Origin of the sequence: Microbacterium profundi (assembly GCF_000763375.1) — a bacterium.
In the GTDB taxonomy this organism is placed as follows: Bacteria; Actinomycetota; Actinomycetes; order Actinomycetales; family Microbacteriaceae; genus Microbacterium; species Microbacterium profundi.
The window spans coordinates 1,718,106-1,735,318 of sequence record NZ_JPSY01000001.1 but is presented as its reverse complement, the minus strand read 5'-3'; the positions used below and the strand labels follow the sequence as shown (position 1 = coordinate 1,735,318).

Here is a 17,213-nt window from a genome sequence, read left to right as displayed (position 1 = left end):
ACTTCACAAGCCTACGCAGGTCGGCGGCGAAGCCACGTGCTGCCCTCTCATCCGAAAGGTTGATGTTCGACGTCCCGTGCGCTGATCGCCCCGCCGGAATAGCCGCGAGTGCTCATGCGTTTGAATAGGAGGCGCGGCGACTGCGACGCAATACCTCTGTTGCCCGCTGTGACGTCGCGGTCCGCGCGTCACCACCGTTTCTCCTAGCATCGAAGAGCCATGTCCACACCTGTGACCACACACGAAGACTACGTCCGCTGGCAGTCCGAGCGCCGCGACGCCGTGACGGCTCGGACGGGGAATCTCGCCCTCGTCGAGACGCGCTGGACCGGATCCGAGCGTCCCGACCTGGCGACCGAGCGCGCCTCGGCCTCCGTCACCGTGACCGCCCTCGAGCGCAAGGACCTCACCACGGGTGAGCCGGAGTACGGCCTGCGCGTCTGGGACGCCGAGTCGCCCGCGATCCAGGCGTTCGACCGCATCGACACCTACGAGTACGACCCGGACTGGGTGATCGACGCGCAGTTCACGCCAGTGGACACCGACCGCACAGTGCCCTTCGAGCACATCCGCGACAACGGCGGCTCACGCGAACTCGTCGTCCCCGGCGACATCACCTTCACTCGCGACGGAGTCGAGCACCGTCTGGCCGCGTTCGACGACGCAGGCTCGCTGCTGCTCGTGTTCGGCGACGCCACGAACGGCACGGAGACCTACGGGGCCGGACGCTTCCTCTTCGTGCCGCGCGAGACCGCGGAGTTCGGCAGCGAGGGCACCGTCGTGCTCGACTTCAACCGTGCATTCGTGCCGCCGTGCGGCTTCTCCGCGCAGTACAACTGCCCGATGCCGCCGGCCCAGAACCGGTTCACGGAGCCGATCCGCGCCGGAGAGAAGAACGTCGTCTTCACGGGCGACTTCGACATCTACGCCGCGCTCTGACCCGCACACACGACGCACACACGACGCACACAGCATCCCGAACACCAGGAGAACCTCTTGAGAAGACCACTCGCGCTCGCCGCGGCCATCGCCGTCTCGGCACTCGTCCTCGCCGGCTGCTCGTCGAGCGCCCCGACAGCCGAGGACAGCGCAGATGCCAGCATCCACATCGGCTCGCTCTACGAACCGCAGAACCTCAGCAACACGCAGGGTGGTGGGCAGGGCGTCACGGAGGCCTTCAACGGCAACGTGTACGAGGGTCTGTACCGGCTCGCCGACGACGGCGAGGTCGAGCCGCTGCTCGCGACGGATGCCGTGAAGAGCGAAGACGGGCTCACCTACACGATCACGCTTCGTGACGATGTCACGTTCCACTCCGGGAAGGCACTCACCTCGGCAGACGTGAAGGCCAGCGTCGAGGCCGTCACCGCCGAGGACTCGCAATCCGCCCGCGCATCCTCGTTCGCTGTCATCTCCGCTGTCGAGACGCCGGACGACGCGACTGTGGTCTTCACGCTCTCCGAGCCGTCGATCTCGTTCCTGTACAACCTCGCCTACATCTGGATCGTCAACGGCGAGGCGACCGACCTCACCACGACCGAAGACGGCACCGGACCGTACACGCTCGACGAGTGGAAGCAGGGCAGCACCCTGACCCTCACCCGCTGGGACGACTACTGGGGCGAGCCCGCGAAGAACGGCGAGGTCGTCTTCGACTATTACACCGACGCGACTGCGCAGAGCAACGCGCTCCTCACCGGCGAGATCGACCTGATCACCAGCATCCAGAGCCCTGACGCGCTGGCGCAGTTCGACAACGATGACTACACGATCAGCGAGGGCACCTCGACGACCAAGGAACTGCTCGCCTTCAACGACCGCGTCGCCCCCTTCGACGACCCGCTCGTGCGCAAGGCGATCTACTCGGCGATCGACACGAAGAAGCTCCTGAACTCGATCTGGGCCGACTACGGCACCTTGATCGGCTCGATGGTTCCGCCGACCGACCCCTGGTACGAGGACCTCACCGACGTCAACCCGTACGACGTCGACCTCGCGAAGCAGCAGCTCGCAGAGGCGGGGTTCCCGAACGGCTTCGAGTTCACGCTCGACACCCCGAGCTACGACCCGCACCCCGCCGTCGCGGAGTTCCTGCAGTCGCAGCTCGCAGAAGTCGGCATCACGGTGAACATCAACACCATCAGCGCCGACGAGTGGTACACGAAGGTCTTCAAGGAGCGCGACTTCGAGGCGACGCTGCAGGAGCACGTGAACGACCGCGACGTCGTCTGGTACGGCAACCCCGACTTCTACTGGGGCTACGACAACGCCGACGTGCAGCAGTGGGTCGCCGAAGCCGAGCAGGCGGCGACACCCGAGGAGCAGACCGCGCTGCTGAAGAAGGTGAACGAGCAGATCGCCGAGGATGCCGCGAGCGTCTGGCTCTACCTCTACCCGCAGATCGTCGTCGCCTCAGCAGACGTCACCGGATACCCTGTCAATGGCCTGAACTCGCAGTTCTTCGCCTACGACATCGTCAAGTCCTGACCCCATCTCAGCGTGTGCGGGTCGCGGACGGCGACCCGCACACCGACTGATCGCTCTCATGCTCCCCTATCTCCTCCGGCGCCTCGCGTTCCTCGTCGTGTCGCTCGTCGTCGCGATGATCGTGATCTTCGTGCTGCTGCGACTGCTGCCCGGCGATCCGGCGAACGCACTGCTGTCGGTGGACGCCACGCCGGAGCAGATCGCCGCGGCGCAGGCTCAGGTCGGCTCCGACCAGCCGCTCGCGCAGCAGTTCTTCACGTGGGCCGGCCAGATGCTGCGCTTCGACCTCGGCGACTCGTACATCAGCACGCTCCCCGTCGCACCGGAGATCGCATCCCGCCTTCAGATCACGCTGCCGCTCACCCTCCTCGCCTTCGCGCTCGCGCTCGTCATCTCGCTCGTCGTCGGCATCACCGCCGCCGTGAAGTCCGACCGCTGGTACGGTTCGGTGCTCTCCGGCTTCTCGCAGCTCGGCATCGCGGTGCCGGTGTTCTGGGTGGGCATCATCCTGGTGTGGATATTCGCGCTCGGTCTCGGCTTCCTCCCCTCCGGCGGGTTCCCGCGCGATGACTGGGAGGATCCGGCAGAGGCGCTGCGCGCCCTCATCCTTCCCGTGATCACGATCGCGATCGTCATGAGCGCCTCGCTCGCCCGCTACGTGCGCGCGGCCACACTCGACGTGCTCGGCAGTGACTACCTGCGCACCGCACGCGCCGGCGGCTCCGGCCTCGGCGAAGCGCTGCTGCGACATGGTCTGCGCAACGGTGCGGTCCCGGTCGTCGCGATCCTCGGCATCGAGCTCTCGACGACCCTGCTGGGCGCCGTCGTCGTCGAGAGCGTCTTCTCGCTGCCCGGCCTCGGCAGCATGCTGCTGACCGGTATCGAGCAGCACGACTTCGCCAACATCCAGGGCGTGCTCGTGGTGAGTACCCTGTTCGTGCTGCTCGTCGGCTTCGTCGCCGACATCGGCCAGCGCCTGATCGATCCGCGCCTGCGCGGCAGTGTGGCCGGCAATCGATGAGCGCCGTGATCGAACAGGAGTTGGAGGATGCTGCGCCCCGCCGCCGCGGCGGACGCCGAGCGACACTCGTGCTCGGGCTCTCGCTGACCGGGCTCGTCGTGCTGCTCGCGATCGTCTCGCTGGTGTGGCTGCCCTACCCGCCCTCCGACATCAGCGGCGGACGGCTCGAGGGGCCGAGCGCCGCACACCTGCTCGGCACCGACAAGCTCGGACGCGACCTGTTCACGCAGCTCATGATCGGCGCACGGATCGCCCTTCTCGTCGGCATAGGCTCGGTCGTCCTCGCCGCCGTGCTGGGTGTGCTCATCGGTCTCATCGCCGCGTTCGCCAGGCCGTGGGTGGACGATTCGCTCTCCGCCACGCTCGACGTCGTGATCGCCTTCCCCGTGCTGCTGCTCGCGATGCTCGTCGTCGCCGTGCAGGGCGCGTCCCTGTGGTCGGCGATCCTCGCGATCGGCCTCGCGATGTCGGCCGTCGTGGCAAGACTCACCCGCATCCTCGCCCGTCGTGTGCTGCAGGAGCAGTTCATCACCGCTGCGCGCACGAGCGGTACGCGCTGGCCCGGCATCGTGCTGCTGCACGTGCTGCCGAACATCGCCCCGACACTCGGCGTGAACCTCGCCCTGCAGTTCGGCGCGGCAGTGCTGGCCGAGGCGAGCCTGTCGTATCTCGGCCTCGGCGCGCCACCGCCCAACGCGTCATGGGGCCGGCTGCTGCAGGAGGCGCAGGGCACGGTGCTCACGGCGCCTGTCGGGGCGATCGCCCCTGGGATCGCCCTGGTCACCTTGGTGCTCGGCGTGAACTTCGTCGCCGACGGTCTGCGCGACTTCATCGACCCGACCCGCAGGAGGCGACGATGAATCTCCTCGACGTCTCCGGCCTGACCGTCTCTGCCGGCCGGCAGCGTCTGGTCGACGACGTGTCGTTCACGATCGCTCCGGGAGAGCGCGTCGGCGTGATCGGAGAGTCCGGATCGGGAAAGTCCGTGACCTCGCTCGCGGTCACCGGGCTCCTTGCTGACGCACTCACCTCGTCGGGGTCGGTGCTGCTCGACGGCACGCAGGTCGTCAGTGCTCCGGACAGAGCGCTTCGTCCGCTGCGCGGCCCGGTGGCCGGCATACTCTTCCAGGAGCCGCTGACGGCGCTCGATCCGCTCATGCGCGTCGGACGGCAGATCGCCGAACCGATGCGCCGCCACCTCGGCCTGCGCGGAGTCGCGCTGCAGGATGGCGTGCGCGCCGCACTCGAAGACGTGTCGTTGCCCGACCCGCGGTTCGCGAGGGCGTTCCCGCACGAGCTCTCCGGCGGACAGCGTCAGCGCGTCGCCACGGCGATCGCCCTTGCCGCCCGCCCGAGGCTGCTGATCGCTGACGAGCCGACCACGGCACTCGACGTGACGGTGCAGGACGAGATCCTCGCCCTGCTCGACCGCCTGGTAGCAGAGCGCGACATGGCGCTCATGTTCATCAGTCACGATCTGGCGGTCGTCAGCCGCATGACCGACCGGGTCGTCGTGATGCGCGGCGGGCGAGCGGTCGAGCAGGGGACGGTCGAGCAGATCGTCGGCGCACCGCACGATCCGTACACGGCGGCATTGGTCGCGAGCGCGCGGGCCCTGGATTCCGCCCTCGACGTGCCGGTCTCGCCGCCAGCCTCGCCGCCGGCCTCGCCTTCGGCCTCGCCGCCTACCGATGGAGAGGTGGCTCGATGAGCATTCTGGAGCTGCGCGGAGCCGGCTTCGCGTACGGCCACCGCACCGTGGTCGACGACGTCTCGCTCGACGTCTCGGCGGGCGAAGCCGTCGGACTCGTGGGCGAGTCCGGCGCCGGCAAGTCGACCATCCTCTCGCTGCTGCTCGGGCTCGCGACGCCCCGTACCGGCGACGTGCTCTTCGACGGCGTGCCGCTCGACCGTCGCGATCGTGGGCTCATGCGTCGCTTCCGCGCGGATGTGCAGACCGTGTTCCAGGACCCCTATTCGTCGCTCGACCCGCGTCAGCGCATCGACCGGATCGTCGCCGAGCCGCTGCGATCGCTCGGCATAGCGAGCGGTGACGAGGCGCGTCGCCTGGTGACGGATGCTGTTGCTTCCGTCGGCCTCGACGCCGATGTGCTGCGGCGATATCCGCACGAGTTCTCCGGTGGACAGCGCCAGCGCATCGCGATCGCGCGCGCCGTCGTGTCGAAGCCGCGGGTGCTGCTCGCCGACGAACCGGTGAGCGCGCTCGACGTCACCACCCGCATTCAGGTGATCGAGCTGCTGCAGACGCTCCGCCGCGAGAGCGGGCTCGCGCTCGTCATGGTCTCGCACGACCTCAGCGCTGTCGCGGCACTCTGCGAACGGACCGTCGTGCTGCAGAACGGCCGCGTGGTGGAGGCCGGCGCGACCGGCGACGTGCTGCACGACCCGCAGACCGATTACGCGCGCACGCTCGTTGCTGCGATTCCGCGCCTGCCGTCTGCGCGCGCCGCGGAATAGCCCCGGTCTCCGGCGGGCTACGTCACCGACGTGCGGATGGATGCCGCGAAGTCGATGCTCGCCGAAGCGAGATCGGTGTCAGACACGGCGGGTGTCAGACACGGCGAGGGAGCTCGGCTACGCCTCGGACGAGGGATTCAGCCGTGCGTTCCGCCGTCACGTCGGCGTGACGCCGTCGGCATGGCGGTCACAGCGCACCCACGTACCCGCCTGACGCAACCCCAGCTCACCCGCGTACGCGGTTCGAAAGCCCGAACAGCAGCGCCCCCACGATGCGAAGAAGAAACCCCACACGAACACGGCGATCCCGACACCGAGGACCGAGCCGGAGAGCAGGATGGTCGCGGCGACCGCCACCGCGATCACGGCGGGCGCGAGCACGGCGAACAGTCGGAACGAGCGGTCGATGATCAGTCCGATCGTGAGGTTTCCGACCAGGCCGCCGTGACCGTGACGGTTTGCCCTGCCCGACCCGGCGTGACGCCGAGCGCGTCGGCCATCTCGGTGAGCATGCCATTGGGCAGGAACTCTGCCGTGACGAGCAGGAAGCTCAGAAGCATCATGACGACGAGAGCGCCGTAACGGATCCGCTCGACGGGGGCGGAGACGTTCACGGGTATGGATGCGGTCGTTGTCATGGTCTCCATGCTGACAGGCGAGCGGATGCCGCACCCGACTGCCCGTCCGCGGCATCCGACCATTCGTCCGTCGTGTGGAGTGCGATGCCGACGAGCTGTTCGCGGAGTTGATGGCGTCGTCGTACGCGTGAGCGTCAGCCGAGCACTTCGACCTGCACGCCGGGCAACTCCCCGAATCGCGCGGCGCGATCAGTCGTGAGCAGGAGCCGTCCCGTCGCCACAGCGGTCGCCGCGATGATCAGATCGTGGGCGCTTCGCGGTCGACCGGTCCTGTGAACGTGGGCGAGCAATGAACCGTGCGCAAACGCCACATCGTCGTCGTAGGCGACGATCGGTACCGTCTCAAGCACGCGGTTGACGTTCAGAAGCCGCGAAGCTCTGCGGGCGTCGCTCGCGAGGTCCACGCCTGTGTAAAGCTCGGCGAGGGTCACGGCCGCGATCACGACGTCGTCATCTTCGCGGATGCCGGCGGCGATCCGCTCCCGCTCCGCGGCAACGAGCACACCGGTATCGAGGATCAGTCTGCGGGCCATGCGGGCGGATCCAACGTCACGGCCTCACGCGCAGCGGCGACGTCCCTGGCGAACTCGATGTCGACGGGCGTGGACAGCAGCATGTCGATCAACGGCCGACCGTTGCCGGTCGAGGCGGGAACAAGCTCGGCGATACGTCGACCGGCTCGCGTGATCACCACCCGTTCGCCGCGCTCCGCGCCATCGAGAAGCGCAGCAAAGGACCTGCTTGCCTCTGTTGCAGTCACCGTCTTCATAAAATCAGATTATCTGATTTTCATGACCGATAGGTGGCTGTCCACACGTGGCCTGCGGCGCGGCGCTACCTCTCGTTCACCGGATCCCGTCAGACTTCGAGCATGAGCGCTTCCGCACCGACGACCGACGGCCCCGAGCGATCCTCCCGCGGCCGTGGCGTTCTCGCCTGGGCTTTGTGGGACTGGGGATCCGCAGCATTCAACGCGGTCGTCACGACCTTCGTGTTCAGCACGTTCCTCGCCAGCCAGCTGTTCGTCGACCCCGAGATCGTGGCTGCCGCGGCCGGCGATACGAAGGACCCCGGACTTGTCGCGGCCCTCGCGGGAAACGCCAGCTTGGTCGGCTGGGCGCTCGCGATCGCCGGGGTCCTCATCGCGGTGCTCGCTCCGGTGCTGGGCCAGCGCTCCGACGGCACGGGACGCCGCAAGCTCTGGCTGGCCATCAACACCGGCATCGTCGTGCTCGCCATGGCCGCGATGGTCTTCGTCGTCGGCGCTCCCGAGTACCTGATCCTCGGAGCCACGCTGCTCGCGGTCGGCAACATCTTCTTCGAGTTCGCGGGAGTCAACTACAACGCCATGCTCGTACAGGTCTCCACGAAGGAGAACATGGGGCGCGTGTCGGGCTTCGGCTGGGGCATGGGATACGTCGGCGGCATCGTGCTGCTGATCATCCTGCTCGTCGGTTTCATCGGCCTGGTCTCCAGCCCCGGACCGCTCGGGATCACGACCGATGGCGCCCTGCACATCCGACTCGCGGTGCTCGCGTCGGCCCTCTGGTTCGGCGTCTTCGCGATTCCGGTGCTGCTGAGGGTCCCCGAGATCCCTGCACGTGAAGCGCAGAACCGCGTCGGATTCTTCCGCTCCTACGTCGTGCTCGCCGGCACGATCAAGAAGCTCTGGCACGGCAACCGGCAGGTGCTGATGTTCCTTGTGGCGAGCGCCGTGTTCCGCGACGGACTTGCCGGCGTCTTCACCTTCGGCGCGATCATCGCCGCGCAGGTGTTCGGCTTCTCCAGCTCGCAGGTGCTCTACTTCGCCGTGGCCGCCAACGTGGTCGCCGGCATCAGCACGATCCTCGCCGGACGTCTCGATGACGCCTTCGGCCCGAAGCGAGTGATCATGACGTCCCTCATCGGGCTCGTGGTCGCCGGCACCGCTGTGCTGTTCATCGGCGATGCGCAGATCGGCTTCTGGATCGCCGGCCTCATCCTGTGCATGTTCGTCGGTCCCGTGCAGTCCGCGAGCCGCTCGATGCTCGCACGCATCACGCCGGAAGGCCGTGAGGGCGAGATCTTCGGCCTCTACGCGACGACGGGACGCGCCGTGTCGTTCTTGGCTCCCACCCTGTTCGCCCTGTTCGTCGGCCTCAGCGGCGACACGCGCCTCGGCATCCTCGGCATCGTGATCGTGCTGCTCGTCGGCCTGGTGCTAATGCTCCCCGTGAAGGCCAAGCAGGCGGTCATCGAGTAGGGCGCGGGCCGGGATGCCGCGTCAGTTCCCCCAGTTATCGGCGAGCTTCGACAGCAGACGGGCGAGCTCGCTGGCCTCTTCATCAGTAAACGACTCGAGCGCCTTCGACAGCACCTCACGTCGCTCGCCACGCATGCCGCGGGCGATCTTCTGGCCGGTCTCCGTGAGGGCGATGCGGGTGCGACGTGCGTCGTCGGGGTCGGCCTCTCGCTGCACGAGCCCGCGCTGAACCCCCTGCTGCACGAGGCGTGAGGCGCGCGGCTGGTCGACGCCCACGGCCTCGCCGAGCGCGCTCACACTGAGCGGTTCGGATGCCGCGGCCAGAGCCTCCAGCATCCGCATCCACGCGGGTCCGCCCAGACGTCCCCCGGGTCCGCCGGCCCAGGGCGGAGGGACGATTCCACGACGGCCGAGCGGCGGGTGGTCGCCATGCCCATGGCCATGCGCGTGATGATCCCCCGGGAAATCTCCGCGCATCCCATGCGGACCGCCGCGTCCTGGGCCGTGGGGTCGTCGTCCGCGCAGACGCCCGAGGGCCTGCGCGATGATCTCGGCCGGGTCTGGATTGTCTGTGCTCACGCGTTCGATTTTACATGCGACTTGACATGTATCCGTATTGCATGTCACACTACATATACATGCACAGTTACACGCAAAGGACTTTCCCATGAACACCATCAACCCTGATGAGAACTCCCGCCCGTTCGGATTCTGGCTCAAGGCCGTCGATCGCCTCATGGCGGCCGAGTTCGCCTCCGCCTTCGAGTCCTTTGGGCTCACGCGCCGCGAATGGCGCCTCCTGAACGTCATCGACGGCACGGTTCCGGCCGACCGCCCGAAGAGCGATCGTCCGATTCCCGCACACAAGCTGACGCGGCTGATCGAGCTGGGCTGGGTGACGGATGCCGACGGCACGTGGACCCTGACCGACGAAGGCCGCACGGCCAAGGAACGCCTCGGCGGCATCGTCGACGGCATCCGCGCGAAGGTCACCGACGCGGTTCCCGCTGAAGACCTCGCCACCACAATGGCCACGCTCGAGCAAGTCGCCCGCGCATTCGGCTGGAACGAGGAGACGCCGCTCCCCCGCGGACGCGGACGTCGAGGCTCCGACCCTCGCGGATTCGGCCGAGGACGCGGTCGCGGGTTCGGCCCGCACGGCTTCGGATCCCGCGGATTCGGCAAGCCCGGATTCGGCCCGCAGTCCTTCGACCACGAGGGCCATGGCGCCCCTGACTACGACGGACGCGGACACTGCGAGCACGGCGACCGCCGGTTCGCGCACGATGCCGACCACGGCCACCGTGGCGGCCCGCACGCCCGCAACGGACACGAGTGCTACGAACACCGGGGCCACGGCCGCGGTCGCACGCACTTCGCACGCTTCGTGCAGGGCTCCTACGAGCGCGGCTTCGACGCGGGATTCACCCGCGGTCGCGACGCGCAGTGAGCGCTACGCGTCAACGAGGAACAGGAACGGGGGTTGTGAGCATTCACAACCCCCGTTCCTGTTCTTTCATCTCGCTGGGCGCGAGCTCGACTCGGTCTCAGGCGGACGGCGGGAGGATCGAGGCGATCGACAGCTCGGCAGTCGCCCCCTCGTGAGACGCCGATGCCGACGGCGCATTGCCGACGAGGATCCCGATCAGGACGATGGCGCCGATGAACAGCACCGCGAGCCCTGCGAAGATCGCGACGGTCCAGCCGCGGTAGCTGGTCCCTTCCGTGCCTCCGGCGGCCGGACTGACGTAGTTGCGGCTCGCCTCATCGCGGGCCGTGGCGGCACGCGAGGCTGCGGCTCGAGATTCGGCTTTCTGCGCAGCGGTCGGAGGCACGACCTCTTGCTTGTGGGCGGATGCCGAGGTCCACGTGTCGTTGGGCGCCCAGGTGTTCCGCTTGCGCAGTGCAGGCTCGGCCGCGGCATCCGCATTCTCTGACGGTGCCGGCGGGATGACCGGCGCCGCGCTGGGAGCCGGCGGCGCTGCGCCGAACTTGGGTGGCGGCGGCACCTCGAAGCCTTCGATGGCCGTCTCGGCGTCGGGAATCGCGATCGTCTCCGGAGCCGGAACCGCGAAGGGCTCCACGCCCGGCGCGGCGGGTGGCGGAACGGATGCCGCCGCTTCACCGCCCGATACGGGCGCGTCGGTGGTGGCATCCTCGCCGGGATCTTGCGGTTCTTCCGTGTTTTCGCCGCTCACGCTCTCGATACTACGTGTGACACGGCGATCCGCACCCGGCAGGGCGGCGATCTGCAAGAGTCAGCCGCCGACCGACCCCAGGGTGGTGTTGCCCACGTCGGTGCGGTGGAAGTTCTGGAACGAGCGGGATGCCGTCGGCCCGCGCTGTCCCTGGTACCGGTTTCCGTACGGGCCGGAGCCGTAGGGGTTCTCGGCGGGAGAGGTCAGGCGGAAGAAGCACAGCTGCCCGATCTTCATCCCGGGCCAGAGCTTGATCGGCAGAGTCGCGACGTTCGCGAGTTCGAGCGTGACGTGACCGGTGAAGCCGGGGTCGATGAAGCCTGCGGTGGAGTGCGTGATCAGGCCGAGGCGTCCGAGTGAGCTCTTGCCCTCGAGTCTCGCGGCGATGTCGTCCGACAGAGTGACCTGCTCGAACGTCGCGCCGAGCGCGAACTCGCCGGGGTGCAGGATGAACGGCTCGTCCGGTTTCACCTCGATCAGGTGGGTGAGGTCGGGCTGATCCTCCGACGGATCGATGAACGGGTACTTGTGGTTGTCGAACAGGCGGAAGTACCTGTCGAGACGCACGTCGATGCTTGACGGCTGGATCATCTCCGGCTCGTGCGGAGCGAGGCCGATCCGGCCGGAGGCGAGTTCTGCTCTGATGTCGCGGTCGCTGAGAAGCACGGGTACAGCCTAATGGCGCATCAGCGGTCAGATGATGCCGAAGCGATTGCCGAGCTTTGGCCATGGGCGGGAGTGCAGGTAGGCTTGCCTTCACCTGTTCTTGATGAGCAGGTTCGGGACTGTAGTTCAATGGCAGAACTTCTGCTTCCCAAGCAGATAGCGCGGGTTCGATTCCCGTCAGTCCCTCCACAAAAAGCCGGAACGCTTCAGCCCGCCACCCGTGCCACCACGATCCGGGCGGTCGCCTCAGGATCCATACGGTGCCCCACCGACTCCGGCACCTGCAGGTACTCGGCATCCGGCATCATCTCCGCGAGTCGGGATGCTGCGGTCACGAGGATCGGCATCGTCTCGACCCCGCACAGACTAGTGACCGGCATCCGCACACAGCGTTGGCGGCGAGAACCTCGAGAAGTCGCTTCGCGTCCTGCGCCCCGGCGGCAAGGCGATCGGCATCTCGGGCCCGCCCGACCCCGCATTCGCGAAGCGGATCGGCCTGAATCCGTTGCTCCGACTGGCGATCACGGCGTTGAGCGGCAAGATCCGCCGCCAGGCGAAGAAGCTCGGCGTCACATACGAGTTCCTCTTCATGAGCGCCAGCGGCGACCAGCTCCGCGAGATCGCCGAGCTCATCGACGACGGCACCCTGCGGCCCCTCGTCGGCAAGACATTCTCGTTCGACGAGACCCCGGATGCACTCGAATCGATCGCCAAGGGCGGTGTGAACGGCAAGACCGTCATCACCTCGTGAATCGGGGACTGAATCGGCTTACGCGGCCGGGCTCGGCGGCGGACCAGGCTGGATGATCAGGCAGGTGCTGGATGCTGTCGCAAGAACACGACCTTCGCTGTCGCGGATGTCCGCCTCGGCGAAAGAGGCGCTGCGCCCGCGGCGGGTCACCCATCCGTGCGCGGTCACCTGTCCGGTGTCTGCCGTGATCGGGCGGAGGAACGACACCTTGATCTCGAGGCTCGTGTAGCCGACGCCGGCGGGCAGCGTCGAATGGACGGCGCATCCGCACACCGAATCGAGCACGGTGGCGAAGACCCCGCCGTGCACCGAGCCGATCGGGTTGTAGTGCGATTCGTCCGGCACCGCCGTCATCACGACGTCTCCGTCATCGATCGTGACGAAGTCGAGCCCGATGTGACTGCTGATCGGAGGCGGCGGGACCTCGCCCGATGCGACCGCGCGCAGCTGCTCGAGACCGGTGCGCGAGAAGAGGTCGCGCTTGTCACGCCCCGGTACCCGGTAGTTGAGCGTGCGTGTTCGTTCGGTCGAGGATACGGCGTCGGAGTCGGTCATGAGTGCTCCCCGGGCAAGATGGCTGCGACCTGCGTGCGGATGCTCGCCAGGATCTCTGCAGTGCGTGCGTCGACGTTCAGGCTCGACCCTATCTCGAGGAACATGATGGCCGAGATCACCCGCGCCAACGACGGCGCCTCCGCGGTCGCCACCTTCGCTCGGTCGATCAGGATGTCGGAGCACACCTGCTCGGTCTGCGCCACGATCATGAGCGCTTCGGCGTGACGAGGCTCGGCAGGATCACCGAAGACCATCTCGCGCAGGTAGGTGCGGCCATTCTCCACTTGCGTGCGGTTGCAGTCGACGATCGCGGAGACCAAGGCCATGACGCCGTCCAAGGCGTTCGACGCGTCGGCCGCCGCAGCGCGCCCGCGTTCCAGAGCGTCGGTGTAGTGGGCGTTCTGCACCAGCAGCAATAGCTCACCCTTGGTCTTCGCATACAAGAACAGCGTGCCGGTGCCGATGTCGGCCGCTTCAGCGATCTGCTGCGTGGTGACCTCATCGACACCGTGCTTCGCGAACAATGCACCGGCGGCAGCAGTGATGCGCTCGAGTTTGGCCTGCTTGTTCCGCTCGCGCCGCCCGAGCGGCTGTGGAGCCACTGGCATTGTGATCCTCCTGGAATAGTGCATGACTGACCTCAGTTATGAGTGTAGTCAACACCGTATGGGCTCGGATATGAATCCGCCCATTCTCGCACGCAGGTGCGAGACGACCCGGCTCCGCGCCGAGGCGACGGGAGCCCACAGATCAGAACCAGAGAGAAGACCCGCATGACTTCATTGAACGGCGCCATCGTCCTCGTCACCGGCGCGAACGGCGGCATCGGAACCCACTTCGTCCGCGAAGCACTCGCCCGCGGCGCGGCGAAGGTCTACGCCACCGCCCGCAACCCTCGCGAATGGGATGACGAGCGGGTCGTCCCCCTCGCCCTCGACGTCACGGATGCCGAGTCCATTCGCGCTGCCGTCGAAGCCGCACCCGACGTGACCGTGCTGGTCAACAATGCCGGCGCATCCACGTCGTCCCCCGGCATCCTCACCCACACCGACGAGGAGATCCGCCGGAACGTCGAGACCAACTTCCTCGGTCCGCTTTTCCTTGCGCGCGCGTTCGCTCCCGTCCTCGCGGCGCACGACGGCGAGACGGCGATCATCGACATCCACTCGGCCCTGAGCTGGTACGCCGTCGCAGGCATCTACTCGGCGACCAAGGCGGCACTGTGGTCGGCGACGAACTCGCTCCGACTCGAGCTCCAGCCTGCAGGTGTCCAGGTCGTGGGAGTTCACGTCGGCTGGGTCGACACCGCGATGGCAGCGCACACCACAGACCCGAAGCTCGACCCCGCCGTGCTCGTCGCCAAGGTGCTCGACGCCACCGAGGCCGGCGAGTACGAGGTGCTCGCCGACGACACATCGGTGAACGTCAAAGCGGGTCTCTCGGCTCCGCTCGAGGCGCTCTACCCGCAGCTCGCCGCGAGGTAGAGCGACGACGCGGGCGATCCACCACTGATGCGCCCGCGTCACCGCGCCCGGCGTTGACTCGCCTACGCTGAGGCAGGAACGGAAGGGCGTCGATGACGGCTGAAACGGACCTGCTCCCCCACGGCTCGGCCGTCGAACGACCCGCCACCGGCGTCACCTGGTCGGAGGGGCCGCTCTGGATCCCCGACGAAGGAGTCCTGCGGTGGAGCGACATCCCGGGTAACCGCATCATGCGTTGGGAGGCGGCGACCTCCGAGGTGAGCGTTCATCGCAGCGACGTGGAGTTCACGAACGGCCGGATGCTGGACCGAGACGGCAGCGTCGTGCAGTGCTCGCACGGGCGGCGTCGGCTGGAACGGGAGCTACCCGACGGGACCGTCACCGAGATCGTCAGCCACTGGGGTGAGCATCGCCTGAACTCTCCGAACGACGTGGCGCTCGCGACTGACGGGGCTTACTGGTTCACCGACCCCGACTACGGCATCACTCAGCCGCGCGAGGGGCATCCCGGCATCCGCGAGTACGGCGGTTGCCGGGTCTTCCGCTCGTCGGATGCCGACGGCCTCACGTCCGTGATCGATGACATGGACCGCCCGAACGGGATCGCGTTCTCGCCCGACGGCGGCATCGTCTACGTCACCGACACCGGGCCAGAGCTGGGCGCACGGCGTGACCACCGGATCCGCGCGTACGACGTGGACGGGACCCGGGCAACCAACGGCCGAAGATTCGCCGCGATCGAGACGGGCGTACCCGACGGCATCGCCGTCGATGTGGAGGGCCGAGTGTGGTCGTCGGCCGGCGACGGCGTGCACGTGTTCTCACCGGAGGGGACGGAGTTGGCCTTCGTCCCTGTTCCCGAGGTGATCTCGAACCTCTGTTTCGGAGGATTCGATGGCACAGAGCTCTTCATCACAGCCACGACCAGCCTCTACCGCGTCCGCACGTCTACGAGGGCTGCCAGTTCTGACCCTGTCGACCTGCAGACTGTGTCAGCTCACGCGGATGAGCGAGCGCTGCCAGCCGGATGAGCCGTTCGGGGCGATGGGCGCGCGTTCCTCGATCTGGAGGTCGCCGTTCTTGTTGACGGCGCGAACGGCGACGTAGTGCGTGCCCGGTGTCGCGTCCCATTCCATGAACCACTGCACCCAGGTGTCGTCGTTGATGGGCGCCGACAGTGTCGCCGGCATCCATTCGCCCTCATCGATGCGCACCTCCACACGCTCGATTCCGACCGACTGCGCCCAGGCCACACCCGCGATCGGGATGCGTCCGGCCGGCACGGCCTCGCCGATGCTAGGTGTGTCCAGACGGGAGGAGAACTTGATCGGCGCCTCCGCACTGTACCCTCGCGGCGTCCAGTAGGCCTCGTCGTCGGCGAAGGTGGTGACCTTGAGCTCAGTCAGCCACTTCGTCGCCGACACGTAGCCGTAGAGCCCCGGCACGACCATCCGCACCGGGAACCCGTGCTCGAGCGGCAGCGGTTCTCCGTTCATACCGACCGCGAGGATCGCATCGAGCTCGTCGTCGACCAGGGCCGCGAGCGGTGTGCTCGCGGTGTATCCGTCGACGCTGCGAGAGAGCACCATGTCGGCGCCCGACTTCACGCCCGCCTTGCGCAGTACGTCGCGAAGCGGAACACCGAGCCACATCGCGTTGCCCACGAGCTCACCGCCGACCTCGTTCGAGACGCATGTCAGGGTGATCGCGTACTCGTCCACCCCCATGTCGAGGATGTCCTGGAAGCTCAGCTCGACGCGCTGGTCGACCATGCCGTCGATGACCAGTCGCCAGGTCTCCGGATCGATCGTCGGCACGGTGAGCGCGGTGTCGACCCGGTAGAAGTCGTCGTTCGGGGTGAACAGTTCGCTGAGCCCTGGGACATCGAGTTCTGCACCGTCGGGCACGGTCACCTTCGTGCGTGGAGCCGGAAGCTTGAGCGCCTTGCGGATCGACTCCACTGACCCCACCGCCATGCTCACGGTGCGGGCGGTGATGCCGACGACGACGGCGGATGCTCCGGCAAGTGCCGAGAGCACGAAGAACCGTCTCCGGTTGAGTTCCTTCGGGGCCCCGGGTGTGTCGACGACGAGGTCGACCTGAGCATCTTCGTCTTCTCGGTGATTCTCCACGGCGGCGGATGCCGATGCGCGCCATGCCCGCAGGCGTCGGACGAGGAGGACCAGCAGGAACGAGCCGGCGACCGTTCCGAGAACCGGCGGGAGGAATGCGAGCGGCGCCACCCCGGCACGGGTGACGATCGCGGCGGTCGACAGCACGCCGGCGATGACCAGTGCGATCACGCCGAGCGGAGGACGCACGAGCTGCAGAACACCGGCGATCGCCGAGGCGATGATCACGGCAAGGCCCAGCCCCGCCAGCAGGGCGATCTTGTCGTACTCGCCGAAGGTCGCGATCGCGAATTCCTTGAAAGGCTGAGGCACGATGTCGATCACGAAGCCACCCACCGCGAGGATCGGGCTGGCTGAACGCGCGAAGAGCAGCGCGAACAGCTCCGCCGTGGCGAGGAAGACCGCCCCGCCGATCACGCCCGCGAGTGCCGCCCACGCGATGAATCGTCGGTCACTGCTTCGCTTTGCCACGATCTCCTCCAACTCACCCGTGAAGGTGCTCCCCCGTTGTTCGGAGCCGGAGCAGAAACGGATGCCTCCGACGACAGACCCCCTGTCTCA

The 17,213-nt window shown here is 67.5% G+C and carries 22 protein-coding genes, 1 tRNA gene and 1 pseudogene; 13 read left to right on the top strand and 11 right to left on the bottom strand.

The genetic code is table 11. The features are described 5' to 3' along the window. Window positions 1–219 precede the first annotated feature (219 nt). From JF52_RS0108290 to JF52_RS16905, 7 genes are read left to right on the top strand one after another with little or no spacing between them, the layout of a single operon-like run. Window positions 220–939 (top strand): DUF1684 domain-containing protein, encoded by a 720-nt coding sequence (locus tag JF52_RS0108290; RefSeq protein WP_033105755.1) that lies wholly within the window; start codon window positions 220–222, stop codon window positions 937–939. 57 nt (window positions 940–996) lie between these two features. After that, on the top strand, window positions 997–2,487 hold the full coding sequence (locus JF52_RS0108285; protein WP_033105754.1) for an ABC transporter substrate-binding protein: 1,491 nt from the start codon (window positions 997–999) through the stop codon (window positions 2,485–2,487). Between the two features lie 58 nt (window positions 2,488–2,545). Further along, window positions 2,546–3,508: an ABC transporter permease gene (locus JF52_RS0108280; RefSeq protein WP_033105753.1), complete on the top strand. Its 963-nt coding sequence runs from the start codon at window positions 2,546–2,548 to the stop codon at window positions 3,506–3,508. Continuing rightward, window positions 3,505–4,368 carry an ABC transporter permease gene (locus JF52_RS0108275; RefSeq protein WP_033105752.1) on the top strand — a complete coding sequence of 288 codons (864 nt, stop codon included), beginning with the start codon at window positions 3,505–3,507 and terminating at the stop codon, window positions 4,366–4,368. The genes JF52_RS0108280 and JF52_RS0108275 overlap by 4 nt, the downstream gene beginning before the upstream one ends. Beyond that, on the top strand, window positions 4,365–5,219 hold the full coding sequence (locus JF52_RS0108270) for an ATP-binding cassette domain-containing protein (RefSeq protein WP_084595707.1): 855 nt from the start codon (window positions 4,365–4,367) through the stop codon (window positions 5,217–5,219). The genes JF52_RS0108275 and JF52_RS0108270 overlap by 4 nt, the downstream gene beginning before the upstream one ends. After that, window positions 5,216–5,986: an ABC transporter ATP-binding protein gene (locus JF52_RS0108265; RefSeq protein ID WP_033105751.1), complete on the top strand. Its 771-nt coding sequence runs from the start codon at window positions 5,216–5,218 to the stop codon at window positions 5,984–5,986. The genes JF52_RS0108270 and JF52_RS0108265 overlap by 4 nt, the downstream gene beginning before the upstream one ends. A 40-nt stretch (window positions 5,987–6,026) precedes the next feature. Next, window positions 6,027–6,200 (top strand): helix-turn-helix domain-containing protein, encoded by a 174-nt coding sequence (locus JF52_RS16905; protein WP_234001555.1) that lies wholly within the window; start codon window positions 6,027–6,029, stop codon window positions 6,198–6,200. Here the strand turns inward: JF52_RS16905 and JF52_RS17610 are convergent. From JF52_RS17610 to JF52_RS0108245, 4 genes are all read right to left on the bottom strand, one after another. Next, on the bottom strand, window positions 6,143–6,367 hold the full coding sequence (locus tag JF52_RS17610; RefSeq protein ID WP_033105750.1) for a hypothetical protein: 225 nt from the start codon (window positions 6,365–6,367) through the stop codon (window positions 6,143–6,145). The two genes, JF52_RS16905 and JF52_RS17610, sit on opposite strands and share 58 nt — an antisense overlap. A gap of 29 nt (window positions 6,368–6,396) precedes the next feature. Next, window positions 6,397–6,624, bottom strand: a complete 228-nt coding sequence (locus JF52_RS0108255) for an MFS transporter (RefSeq protein WP_033105749.1) — start codon at window positions 6,622–6,624, stop codon at window positions 6,397–6,399. 134 nt (window positions 6,625–6,758) lie between these two features. After that, window positions 6,759–7,157, bottom strand: a complete 399-nt coding sequence (locus JF52_RS0108250; RefSeq protein WP_033105748.1) for a PIN domain-containing protein — start codon at window positions 7,155–7,157, stop codon at window positions 6,759–6,761. Beyond that, complete coding sequence (locus JF52_RS0108245; RefSeq protein ID WP_033105747.1) at window positions 7,142–7,393, bottom strand: type II toxin-antitoxin system Phd/YefM family antitoxin; 252 nt, start codon at window positions 7,391–7,393, stop codon at window positions 7,142–7,144. Before JF52_RS0108245 ends, JF52_RS0108250 begins: the two co-directional genes overlap by 16 nt. A 102-nt stretch (window positions 7,394–7,495) precedes the next feature. Between JF52_RS0108245 and JF52_RS0108240 the strand changes: the two genes are divergently transcribed. Then, window positions 7,496–8,866 carry an MFS transporter gene (locus tag JF52_RS0108240; RefSeq protein ID WP_033106490.1) on the top strand — a complete coding sequence of 457 codons (1,371 nt, stop codon included), beginning with the start codon at window positions 7,496–7,498 and terminating at the stop codon, window positions 8,864–8,866. A 21-nt stretch (window positions 8,867–8,887) separates the two neighbouring features. On the opposite strand, the gene JF52_RS17765 is transcribed toward JF52_RS0108240, so the two are convergent. Then, the gene (locus JF52_RS17765) at window positions 8,888–9,445 is read right to left on the bottom strand and encodes a MarR family winged helix-turn-helix transcriptional regulator (RefSeq protein WP_235272344.1); all 558 of its coding nucleotides are present in this window, start codon (window positions 9,443–9,445) and stop codon (window positions 8,888–8,890) included. A gap of 88 nt (window positions 9,446–9,533) precedes the next feature. Between JF52_RS17765 and JF52_RS0108230 the strand changes: the two genes are divergently transcribed. Further along, entirely contained in the window at window positions 9,534–10,316 is a 783-nt protein-coding gene (locus JF52_RS0108230) for a MarR family winged helix-turn-helix transcriptional regulator (protein ID WP_033105745.1), read from the top strand. Window positions 10,317–10,413: 97 nt separating this feature from the next. On the opposite strand, the gene JF52_RS0108225 is transcribed toward JF52_RS0108230, so the two are convergent. Further along, window positions 10,414–11,064 (bottom strand): hypothetical protein, encoded by a 651-nt coding sequence (locus JF52_RS0108225; protein ID WP_033105744.1) that lies wholly within the window; start codon window positions 11,062–11,064, stop codon window positions 10,414–10,416. Window positions 11,065–11,124: 60 nt separating this feature from the next. Next, window positions 11,125–11,730 (bottom strand): dCTP deaminase, encoded by a 606-nt coding sequence (gene dcd / locus JF52_RS0108220; RefSeq protein WP_033105743.1) that lies wholly within the window; start codon window positions 11,728–11,730, stop codon window positions 11,125–11,127. A 115-nt stretch (window positions 11,731–11,845) separates the two neighbouring features. Between dcd and JF52_RS0108215 the strand changes: the two genes are divergently transcribed. After that, window positions 11,846–11,919, top strand: a tRNA-Gly gene (locus JF52_RS0108215). 17 nt (window positions 11,920–11,936) lie between these two features. Here the strand turns inward: JF52_RS0108215 and JF52_RS17470 are convergent. Next, entirely contained in the window at window positions 11,937–12,110 is a 174-nt protein-coding gene (locus tag JF52_RS17470; protein ID WP_160175048.1) for a hypothetical protein, read from the bottom strand. Window positions 12,111–12,118: 8 nt separating this feature from the next. On the opposite strand from JF52_RS17470, the pseudogene JF52_RS0108210 reads away from it, so the two are divergent. Next, window positions 12,119–12,481, top strand: a pseudogene (locus tag JF52_RS0108210) (zinc-binding dehydrogenase); the annotation flags it as partial. An 18-nt stretch (window positions 12,482–12,499) separates the two neighbouring features. On the opposite strand, the gene JF52_RS0108205 reads toward JF52_RS0108210, so the two are convergent. After that, on the bottom strand, window positions 12,500–13,036 hold the full coding sequence (locus JF52_RS0108205; RefSeq protein ID WP_033105742.1) for a PaaI family thioesterase: 537 nt from the start codon (window positions 13,034–13,036) through the stop codon (window positions 12,500–12,502). After that, entirely contained in the window at window positions 13,033–13,644 is a 612-nt protein-coding gene (locus JF52_RS0108200) for a TetR/AcrR family transcriptional regulator (RefSeq protein WP_033105741.1), read from the bottom strand. Before JF52_RS0108200 ends, JF52_RS0108205 begins: the two co-directional genes overlap by 4 nt. Window positions 13,645–13,809: 165 nt before the next feature. Here JF52_RS0108200 and JF52_RS0108195 point away from each other — a divergent pair, with 165 nt between their 5' ends. Together JF52_RS0108195 and JF52_RS0108190 are read left to right on the top strand one after the other, a co-directional pair. Further along, window positions 13,810–14,520, top strand: coding sequence for an SDR family oxidoreductase (locus JF52_RS0108195; RefSeq protein ID WP_033105740.1), 711 nt, complete (start codon window positions 13,810–13,812; stop codon window positions 14,518–14,520). A gap of 92 nt (window positions 14,521–14,612) precedes the next feature. Beyond that, window positions 14,613–15,551, top strand: coding sequence for an SMP-30/gluconolactonase/LRE family protein (locus JF52_RS0108190; RefSeq protein WP_052166846.1), 939 nt, complete (start codon window positions 14,613–14,615; stop codon window positions 15,549–15,551). On the opposite strand, the gene JF52_RS0108185 is transcribed toward JF52_RS0108190, so the two are convergent. Continuing rightward, window positions 15,513–17,123, bottom strand: a complete 1,611-nt coding sequence (locus JF52_RS0108185; protein WP_033106487.1) for a molybdopterin-dependent oxidoreductase — start codon at window positions 17,121–17,123, stop codon at window positions 15,513–15,515. The genes JF52_RS0108190 and JF52_RS0108185 overlap by 39 nt on opposite strands. Window positions 17,124–17,213: the final 90 nt, after the last annotated feature.

Excerpts from the sequence above, each read along its gene's own strand:
- JF52_RS0108245 (WP_033105747.1), bottom strand. The coding sequence starts at position 7,393 with ATGAAGACGGTGACTGCAACAGAGGCAAGCAGGTCCTTTGCTGCGCTT.
- JF52_RS0108275 (WP_033105752.1), top strand. The coding sequence starts at position 3,505 with ATGAGCGCCGTGATCGAACAGGAGTTGGAGGATGCTGCGCCCCGCCGC.
- JF52_RS0108205 (WP_033105742.1), bottom strand. The coding sequence starts at position 13,036 with ATGACCGACTCCGACGCCGTATCCTCGACCGAACGAACACGCACGCTC.
- JF52_RS0108200 (WP_033105741.1), bottom strand. The coding sequence starts at position 13,644 with ATGCCAGTGGCTCCACAGCCGCTCGGGCGGCGCGAGCGGAACAAGCAG.
- JF52_RS0108270 (WP_084595707.1), top strand. The coding sequence starts at position 4,365 with ATGAATCTCCTCGACGTCTCCGGCCTGACCGTCTCTGCCGGCCGGCAG.
- JF52_RS0108255 (WP_033105749.1), bottom strand. The coding sequence starts at position 6,624 with ATGACAACGACCGCATCCATACCCGTGAACGTCTCCGCCCCCGTCGAG.
- JF52_RS0108195 (WP_033105740.1), top strand. The coding sequence starts at position 13,810 with ATGACTTCATTGAACGGCGCCATCGTCCTCGTCACCGGCGCGAACGGC.
- JF52_RS16905 (WP_234001555.1), top strand. The coding sequence starts at position 6,027 with ATGCCGCGAAGTCGATGCTCGCCGAAGCGAGATCGGTGTCAGACACGG.
- JF52_RS0108290 (WP_033105755.1), top strand. The coding sequence starts at position 220 with ATGTCCACACCTGTGACCACACACGAAGACTACGTCCGCTGGCAGTCC.
- JF52_RS0108280 (WP_033105753.1), top strand. The coding sequence starts at position 2,546 with ATGCTCCCCTATCTCCTCCGGCGCCTCGCGTTCCTCGTCGTGTCGCTC.
- JF52_RS0108230 (WP_033105745.1), top strand. The coding sequence starts at position 9,534 with ATGAACACCATCAACCCTGATGAGAACTCCCGCCCGTTCGGATTCTGG.
- JF52_RS0108250 (WP_033105748.1), bottom strand. The coding sequence starts at position 7,157 with ATGGCCCGCAGACTGATCCTCGATACCGGTGTGCTCGTTGCCGCGGAG.
- JF52_RS0108265 (WP_033105751.1), top strand. The coding sequence starts at position 5,216 with ATGAGCATTCTGGAGCTGCGCGGAGCCGGCTTCGCGTACGGCCACCGC.
- JF52_RS0108190 (WP_052166846.1), top strand. The coding sequence starts at position 14,613 with ATGACGGCTGAAACGGACCTGCTCCCCCACGGCTCGGCCGTCGAACGA.
- JF52_RS17470 (WP_160175048.1), bottom strand. The coding sequence starts at position 12,110 with ATGCCGGTCACTAGTCTGTGCGGGGTCGAGACGATGCCGATCCTCGTG.
- JF52_RS0108240 (WP_033106490.1), top strand. The coding sequence starts at position 7,496 with ATGAGCGCTTCCGCACCGACGACCGACGGCCCCGAGCGATCCTCCCGC.